The sequence below is a fragment of the Rhodobium orientis genome, from assembly GCF_003258835.1.
Lineage (GTDB): Bacteria > Pseudomonadota > Alphaproteobacteria > Rhizobiales > Rhodobiaceae > Rhodobium > Rhodobium orientis.
Map to the genome: position 1 here is coordinate 1 of NZ_NPEV01000049.1, position 7,962 is coordinate 7,962.

Consider the following 7,962-nt stretch of genomic DNA (forward strand, 5'->3'; position numbering starts at 1 on the left):
CGGCCTCCTCCGCCTATCCATGCCAAAAGTGTCAACCATCTCCCCGAACGCTGTAAGCCATCTCCCCGGGACATACATCAAGCGCGGGGAGACGGCCATCATTGTGGCGGATGCCTTCCCCGAAGCCGCGAGGCGTCGCAAGCGCGAACGCGCGCCGACGCTTATGCGCCGCCCCGTCGGAGGCGCGAGCGTAGCGAGCCTGCCGTGAGACAAAAAATCAGAGCCAGGGATGCCGCTCGGCGGTTTTGGCCTCAAAGGCCGAAATCTTGTCCGCCTTTTCCAGCGTCAGGCCGATGTCGTCGAGGCCGTTGAGCAGGCAGTGCTTGCGGAACGGGTCGATCTGGAAATGGATGACGCCGCCGTCGGGGCCGCGGATCTCCTGGGCTTCCAGGTCGACAGTGACCGTCGCGTTGGCGCCGCGCTCCGCGTCCTCGAAGAGCTTGTCGAGCTCTTCCTGGCTGACCCGGATCGGCAGGATGCCGTTCTTGAAGCAGTTGTTGTAGAAGATGTCGGCGAAGCTGGTGGAGATCACGCAGCGGATGCCGTAGTCGAGCAGCGCCCAAGGCGCGTGCTCGCGGCTCGATCCGCAGCCGAAATTGTCGCCGGCGACCAGGATCTCGGCGTTCTTGTAGGCCGGCTGGTTGAGCACGAAGGACGGATCCTCGTTGCCATCGGCATCCGTGCGCAGCTCGTGGAACAGCGCGGTGCCGAGGCCGGTGCGCTTGATCGTCTTCAGGAACTGCTTGGGAATGATCATGTCGGTGTCGACATTGATCATCTTCAGGGGCGCCGCAACGGCCGTCAGGGTCGTGAACTTTTCCATCGATCGCTCATCAATTCGGGGTTCGCGGCGCTTCAGCGCGCGCCGGACGAAGGTTTGTCTACCGGATCGGCAGGCGCGGTCAAGTGCCGGGCCCCGGAATCGGTCGAATCTCGGGGGTCTTACCGCGAACTCTCAGCGCCGGTTCAATTCCAGGATGTCGAAACGGGACTCGTAACGCGGCAGCGGGAATTCCAATCGCAGGCGATCCGCATCCGGACGCACGAGGACGGCGACCTCGTCGCGGTCGGGGTCGGCACCGTGCGTTTTCGGTTTCTCGTCCGAATAGTGGCCGGCACCGAGATAGATCCTGCGGCCGGCGCCGTCGTCATAGAAGCGGCCCGAGGTGCGCTGCGAACCCGATGTCTTCACAAGCGTCAGCGTGTCCCCTTTGGCGTCGATGCGGCAGGCGAACCAGCCATAGACGACGAGCGGCAGGTTGCCGCCGAGCTTGGCGGTGCGGCAGCGCCAGCGGCCAGTCAGTGCGGCGTCGTCGAGCGGCAGGCTGCCACCGGCGAGGATGCCGTCGAGGACAGCCACGTCGGCCGCGCTGCCGCCCTTGCCGGCCTCGGCAATCGCGCCCGCCCGGGCTTCGTCGAAGGCGGCGAGCCGCTCACGGTCGCGCTTCGTCAGAGCATCGACCAGCCCGTCGGCGGCCTGCGCCGCCGGCAAGGCACAGACCATGGCGGTAACGAGGGCACATGCGGCCGCGCGAACGCGCGACATCGGGCTACTCAGCCGCCGGTGCGACAAGGCCGCCGGCCTCGCCCGCCGCGGTCCCGACCGATTGCTCCGCCGCGTCGGTGGCCGCCTTCAGGCTTTCCAGCCGGGCGGCGAAGGCGGCAAGCTCGGCCGTGACCTCCGCCGGCGGCGTCTCGGCCGGCCGGGCGTCGTTGGCGCCGAGCTTGGAGAGCGCGCCGGTGAGGGCACCGAGCGCGGCCTCCGCCTCCGTCTGCGCCTTGACGAGGTCCGAGAGCGCCCGCTGGTTGGCAAGCGCCAGGCTGCGCGCGGCGGCATCTGCTGCCGGCTCCGTCTTGACTAGCGGTTTCACCGGCAGGAACGACGGAACGATGATCGGCGCGGCAGTCATGGCGGCGCCGAGAATCAGGGCCAGCAGCGCGGCCCAGGTGAAGCCCCTGAGGAGGCTGACGAGAATGGTGGCAACGACGATGAAAATGCCGATGGCGACGACCGCCAGCCATTTCCATTCGCCGGTTTCCAGTAATCCGACAAAATAGTTTTCCATGCCGATCTCCCGACGGCTGACAACAACTTTGAAAAGACCTTAACCGCATACCGCCTCCACATGAAGCGGCCATGTTGTCCCGGCGAAAACGGGCGCAGATCGTGGCGAAAACCCCACAAGGACGCCCGGCGGTCGAATCTCCGGCCGGCAATGAAAGGTGCCCGTCAGCGCGCCTGCGAATGGTATTCCGCGTTCGGCCGCATGTCGGTCGCCGCGGCGACCCGGTTGGTCATGTTGAAGAAGGCGGCCACCGCGGCGATGTCCCAGATGTCCCGCTCCGAAAAGCCGGCATCGCGCAGGCCCTCCCGGTCGGCATCGTCGACGTCGTCGGGCCGCTCGGTGAGGAGCACGGCGAAATCGAGCATCGCCCGGTGCCGTTCGGAAAGCTCCGCGGCGCGGTAGTTCATCACCATCTGTTCGCCGAGCTCCGGCGAGCCGGAAAGCTCGCGCACCGCCGCGCCGTGTGCCGTCAGGCAGTAGTAGCAGTGGTTCTGGGAGGAGACCGCGACCGCGATCATCTCCCGCTCCAGCTTGGAAAGGCCGGACGGCCCCAGCATCAGATCGTTGTAGAAGGTGGAAAAGGCCCTCAGCTTCGCCTCGTCGAAGGCATAGGCCTTCAAGACGTTCGGGATCAGCCCGAGCTTTTCCTGGCACTTGTCGAAATAGGCCTTGGTGTCGTCGCTGAGCTCTGCCATCGGCAGGTCGAGCGCGATGACGCCCTCGTCTTCCGCATTGGTCGTGTCCATGGTCCCGTCTCCCTCCGGCGTTTCCTGAAAAAGTGTCTCTTGGAGCGCCTCGAAACCGGCCGGGCGCCCTAAGCTGCGGTTATATCACCTGTATCCATCGCCAATCAGCGAAAATCGCCCCGTGCGGTACTGTGCGACCCTTCATCATTCGGTTAGGGTCTTTCCCTGACAGTGGGCGTTCGTTTGGGGAAAATGCCGGTCAAAACGGCAGGATAGGAGGAAATGCGATGCCCGACAGGCGGGACAGGGAAAAGGTCGCACGCATCGATGAGGCCTATGCGCTCTTGGCCAAGCGCAAGAAGTCCGGCGCCGAGCTTGCCGCCTTCTGCGAGGCGCTGTTCGAGCATGGCGCCGCCGAGGACGTCGTTGCCTATTCCGCCGAGGAACTGATCGCCTTCACGCTGGAAAGCTGGAAATTCTCCGCAGCGCGCAAGCCCGGCGACCACAAGATCCAGGTCTACAATCCCGATTTCGGCGACGCCGCGTCGGCGGCCCGCAAGGTCACCGTCGTCGAACTCGTCAACGACAACATGCCGTTCCTGGTCGATTCGGTGATGGGCGAGTTGAAGGACGCCGGCGTCGACCTGCGCCTCGTGCTGCATCCGATCCTCGACGTCTCCCGCGACGGCAAGGGCAAGCTCACCGCCTTTAATGGCCCGGTCACCGCCGGCGGATCGGTCAAGGCGATCCAGGAAAGCCACATCCAGGTCCACGTGACGCGCATCGATTCGCGCAACGAGCGCGACGAACTGGTGAAGAAGCTCGACACGCTGCTGGCCGAGGTGCGCCGCTCCGTCGAGGACTGGCGGAAGATGCTGCAGCGGCTGGACACGACGATCGCCGACTACAAGGAGACGCCGCCGCCGATCCCGGTCGACGACCTGGCCGAGGCGATCCAGTTCCTGGAATGGCTGCGCGACGACAACTTCACATTCCTCGGCATGCGCGACTACGTCTATTCCGACGAGACGGAAGCCGGTGAGATGGCGAGCGCCGGGGTGCCCGGCCTCGGGCTCCTGCGCGACCCCAACGTCTTCGTCCTTCGGCGCGGCACCGAGATGGTGACGATGACGCCGGAAATCCGCGACTTTCTGATGCGGCCGGAAGCGCTGATCATCACCAAGGCCAATGTGCGCTCGCGCATCCACCGCCGCGTCCACATGGACTATATCGGCATCAAGACCTTCCACGAGGACGGCTCGCTCGCCGGCGAACTGCGCGTCGTCGGCCTGTTCACCTCCACCGCCTATATCCGCTCGACGCGGCGCATTCCTTACCTCAGGCGCAAGGTCGACCAGATCCTGTCGCGCGCCGGCTATGAGGAATCCAGCCATTCCGGCAAGGCGCTGCTAAACGTGCTGGAGTTCTACCCGCGCGACGAGCTGTTCCAGATCGACCTTGAGACCCTTTACGACAACGCCGTCGATATCCTGGAACTCTACGAGCGGCCGCGGGTGCGCCTGCTCGTCCGGCTCGACAAGTTCGACCGCTTCGTCTCGATCCTCATCTATACGCCGCGCGACCACTACACCACCGAGGTTCGCCGCAAGATGTCGGCGATGCTCTGCGAGGCCTATGACGGCCGGCTGTCGGCCTGGAACGTCGCGTTCCTGGAAAACGGCCTTGCCCGCGTCCACATGATCGTCGGGCGCTACAGCGGCGAGACCCCGAACCCGCCGCGCGAGGAGCTGGAAGCGGCGATCACCGAGCTGGTCCGCACCTGGGCCGACAAGTTCCGCAGCGCCATCCGCGAGACCCACGATCCCGAAGCGACCCTGGAACTGACGCGCAAATACATGGACGCGTTCTCCGCCGGCTATCGCGAGACCTATTCGATCACCGCGGCCGAACGCGACATCGAGATCATCGAGACCCTCTACGGCAAGCGCCGCACCGGCGTCGACTTCTACCGCCGCGAGGGTACGGCCGCCAACCGCATCGGCCTCAAGCTCTACAATGTGGAAAAGCCGATCCCGCTGTCGGAGCGGGTGCCGATCCTGGAGGCCATGGGGTTCCGGGTCATCAACGAGCGGACCCACGAGATCACGCCGGGCAACGGCGTGCCGGCGATCTATCTCCACGACATGATGCTGGAGCGGCGCGGCGGCGCCGACATCCATTTCACCGACGAACTGGACGACCGCCTGGAAGCGATGTTCCTTTCCGTCTGGAACGAGGAGGCCGAAAGCGACGGCTACAACGCCCTCGTGCTGAACGCCGACCTCAACTGGCGCGACATCGCCATGCTGCGCACCCTGTCGCGCTATCTGCGCCAGGTCCGCATCCCCTATTCGCAAGGCTATATGTGGGGCGCCTTCAACCGCTATCCGGAGATCACCCGGCGCATCGTCGAGCTGTTCCACCACCGCTTCGATCCGGAGATGGAGGATGCCGACCGCTCCCTCGGCTCGCTCAGGATCGAGCAGGAGATCACCTCGTCGCTGGAGGACGTCGCCAGCCTCGACGACGACCGCATCCTGCGCCGCTTCGTCAACCTGATCGGGGCGTGCCTGAGGACCAGCTTCTTCCAGACCGACAGCCACGGCGCGCCGAAGCCGACGATCTCCATCAAGCTCAATCCGCGCCAGCTCGAAGAGGTTCCCGAGCCGCGCCCGTTCCGCGAGATCTTCGTCTATTCGCCGCGCATCGAGGGCGTCCACCTGCGCTTCGGGCTCGTTGCCCGCGGCGGGCTCAGATGGTCAGACCGGCCGCAGGACTTCCGCACCGAGGTGCTCGGCCTCGTCAAGGCCCAGCAGGTCAAGAACGCGGTCATCGTGCCGGTCGGCTCCAAGGGCGGCTTCGTGCCGATGATGCTGCCGGAGACGTGCAACCGGGACGAGATCTTCAAGGAAGGCACCGCCGCCTACAAGATCTTCGTCTCAAGCCTCCTCGACATCACCGACAATCTGGACGGCGACGTCGTCGTGCCGCCCTACCGGGTGGTGCGCCACGATGGCGACGATCCCTATCTGGTGGTCGCTGCCGACAAGGGCACGGCGACCTTCTCCGACACCGCCAACGCGATTGCCGACGCCAAGAATTTCTGGCTCAGCGATGCCTTCGCCTCCGGCGGCTCGGCCGGCTACGACCACAAGAAGATGGGCATCACCGCCCGCGGCGCCTGGGAGGCCGTCAAGCGCCACTTCCGCGAGATGGACATCGACATCCAGACGACGCCGGTCACGGTCGCCGGCGTCGGCGACATGTCCGGCGACGTCTTCGGCAACGGCATGCTGCTGTCGCGCGCCCTCAAGGTGGTCGCCGCCTTCGACCACCGCGACATCTTCATCGATCCCAGCCCCGATCCGGAGGCAAGCTTCAAGGAGCGCGAACGGCTCTTCAGGCTCGGCCGCTCGAGCTGGCAGGACTACGATACCGGCGTCATCTCCAAGGGCGGCGGGGTGTTCTCCCGGCAACTGAAGTCGATCACGCTATCGAAGGAAATCCAGGACCTTCTCGGCCTTGCCAAGACCAAGGCGACGCCGCAGGAAGTCATGAACGCCATCCTCAAGGCGCCGGTCGATCTGTTCTGGTTCGGCGGTATCGGTACCTATGTGCGCGGCTCCGGCGAGAGCGACGCGGAGGTCGGCGACCGCGCCAACGACGCTATCCGCGTCACCGCGCGCCAGTTCGGCTGCAAGGTGGTCGGCGAGGGTGCCAATCTCGGCATGACCCAGAAGGCGCGCATCGAGTTCGGCCTGCGCGGCGGGCGGTGCAACTCCGACGCCATCGACAATTCCGGCGGCGTCAACTCCTCCGACGTGGAGGTCAACATCAAGATCGCGTTCCGGGCCGCGATGCGCGCCGGCAAGCTCGACCTAAGGAAGCGCAACCGGCTGCTCGTCACCATGACCGAGGAGGTCGCCGCCCTCGTCCTGCGCAATAACTATCTGCAGACCCTTTCCCTGTCGCTCGCCGAGCGGCGGCGCTTCGAGGACTTCGGCTTCCAGCGCCGGCTGATGCAGCAGCTTGAATCCCGCAACCTCCTCGACCGCGACGTGGAGCAACTGCCCGACGATGCCGCGCTCGCCGAACGGGAAAAGGACGGCCGGCCGCTGACGAGGGCCGAGATCGCCGTGCTGATCGCCTACGCCAAGATCACGCTGTTCGACGATCTGGTGCAGAGCCGCGTGCCCGACGACGACTATCTGGCCCGCGAGCTCTTCCGCTATTTCCCGCAGCTCATGCAGGACGACTACCGCGAGGAAATCGCCGGCCACCGGCTGCGCCGCGAGATCATCGCGACGGTGCTTGCCAATTCCATGATCAACCGCGGCGGCCCGACCTTCATGGTCCGCATCGGCGACCAGACCGGCGCCGCGCCCGGCGAGATCGCCCAGAGCTTTGCCGCCGTGCGCGACGCCTTCGACGTCGGCGGTCTGGTCGAGGCCATCGACGCCCTCGACAACGAGGTGCCGGGCGCCGTGCAGCTCTCGCTCTACATGGCCGTCCAGGACCTTCTTCTCGAAGAGACCGTCTGGTTCCTGCGCAACGTCGCCAGCAAGGACGGCATTGCCGCGGTCGTGGAGCGGTTCTCTTCTGGCCTGAAGGCGCTTGCCGGCGAGATCGACGGCGTGTTGCCCGAGGGTGCGCTGGAAAGCGTCACCGCGAAGGCCGCCGAATGGACCGAGGCAGGCGTTCCGGAGGAACTTGCCGTGCGGCTGTCGCGCCTGCCGGCGATCGCCACCGTGCCTGACATCATCCTCGTCGCCGAGGCGACGGAGGAGACGCTGAAGAGTGCTGCCGCGGTCTATTTCCGCGTTGGCGGCTATTTCCGCATCGGCCGGCTGGAGGAGCTGTCCCGCACCCTCGACATCCGCGACTACTATGACGGCCTCGCCCTCGACCGGGCGCGCCAGACCCTCGGCCGGGCCCACCGCAAGATCGCGGAGGGCGTGCTGACGGCAAGCGGCACCGGCGATCCGTTCGACAGTTGGGTCGGCGAGCGCCGCCACGAGGTGGAGCGCACCAACCAGACCGTCACCAGCATCACCGAAAGCGGCGAGCTGACAGTGTCGCGCTTTGCCGTCGCCGCCAGCCTGCTGGCCGATCTGGCCGAACTGTGAGGCCGGGCATTGCGGACGCCGCCATTGTGAGGATCAGCTCATGAAGCCGGCACGGGGGGCAAGCCTTGCCGCGGCGCCGATCGG

Annotated in this window: 5 protein-coding genes; 1 reads left to right on the forward strand and 4 read right to left on the reverse strand. The window is 65.9% G+C overall.

The window, feature by feature from the left end; all coding sequences use genetic code 11:
• Positions 1–217: 217 nt before the first annotated feature.
• The 4 genes from leuD to CH339_RS18515 all read right to left on the reverse strand — a co-directional run bounded on the left by leuD (position 218) and on the right by CH339_RS18515 (position 2,812).
• Positions 218–823: a 3-isopropylmalate dehydratase small subunit gene (gene leuD, locus CH339_RS18500; RefSeq protein WP_111435861.1), complete on the reverse strand. Its 606-nt coding sequence runs from the start codon at positions 821–823 to the stop codon at positions 218–220.
• Positions 824–955: 132 nt separating this feature from the next.
• A complete protein-coding gene (locus CH339_RS18505) occupies positions 956–1,546 on the reverse strand; it encodes a DUF4893 domain-containing protein (protein WP_111435862.1) in 591 nt (196 codons plus the stop codon).
• Positions 1,547–1,550: 4 nt separating this feature from the next.
• Positions 1,551–2,066: a hypothetical protein gene (locus tag CH339_RS18510; protein WP_111435863.1), complete on the reverse strand. Its 516-nt coding sequence runs from the start codon at positions 2,064–2,066 to the stop codon at positions 1,551–1,553.
• A gap of 164 nt (positions 2,067–2,230) precedes the next feature.
• A complete protein-coding gene (locus tag CH339_RS18515) occupies positions 2,231–2,812 on the reverse strand; it encodes a peroxidase-related enzyme (protein ID WP_111435864.1) in 582 nt (193 codons plus the stop codon).
• 227 nt (positions 2,813–3,039) lie between these two features.
• Between CH339_RS18515 and CH339_RS18520 the strand changes: the two genes are divergently transcribed.
• Positions 3,040–7,878 (forward strand): NAD-glutamate dehydrogenase, encoded by a 4,839-nt coding sequence (locus CH339_RS18520; RefSeq protein WP_111435865.1) that lies wholly within the window; start codon positions 3,040–3,042, stop codon positions 7,876–7,878.
• The last annotated feature ends 84 nt before the right edge of the window (positions 7,879–7,962 follow it).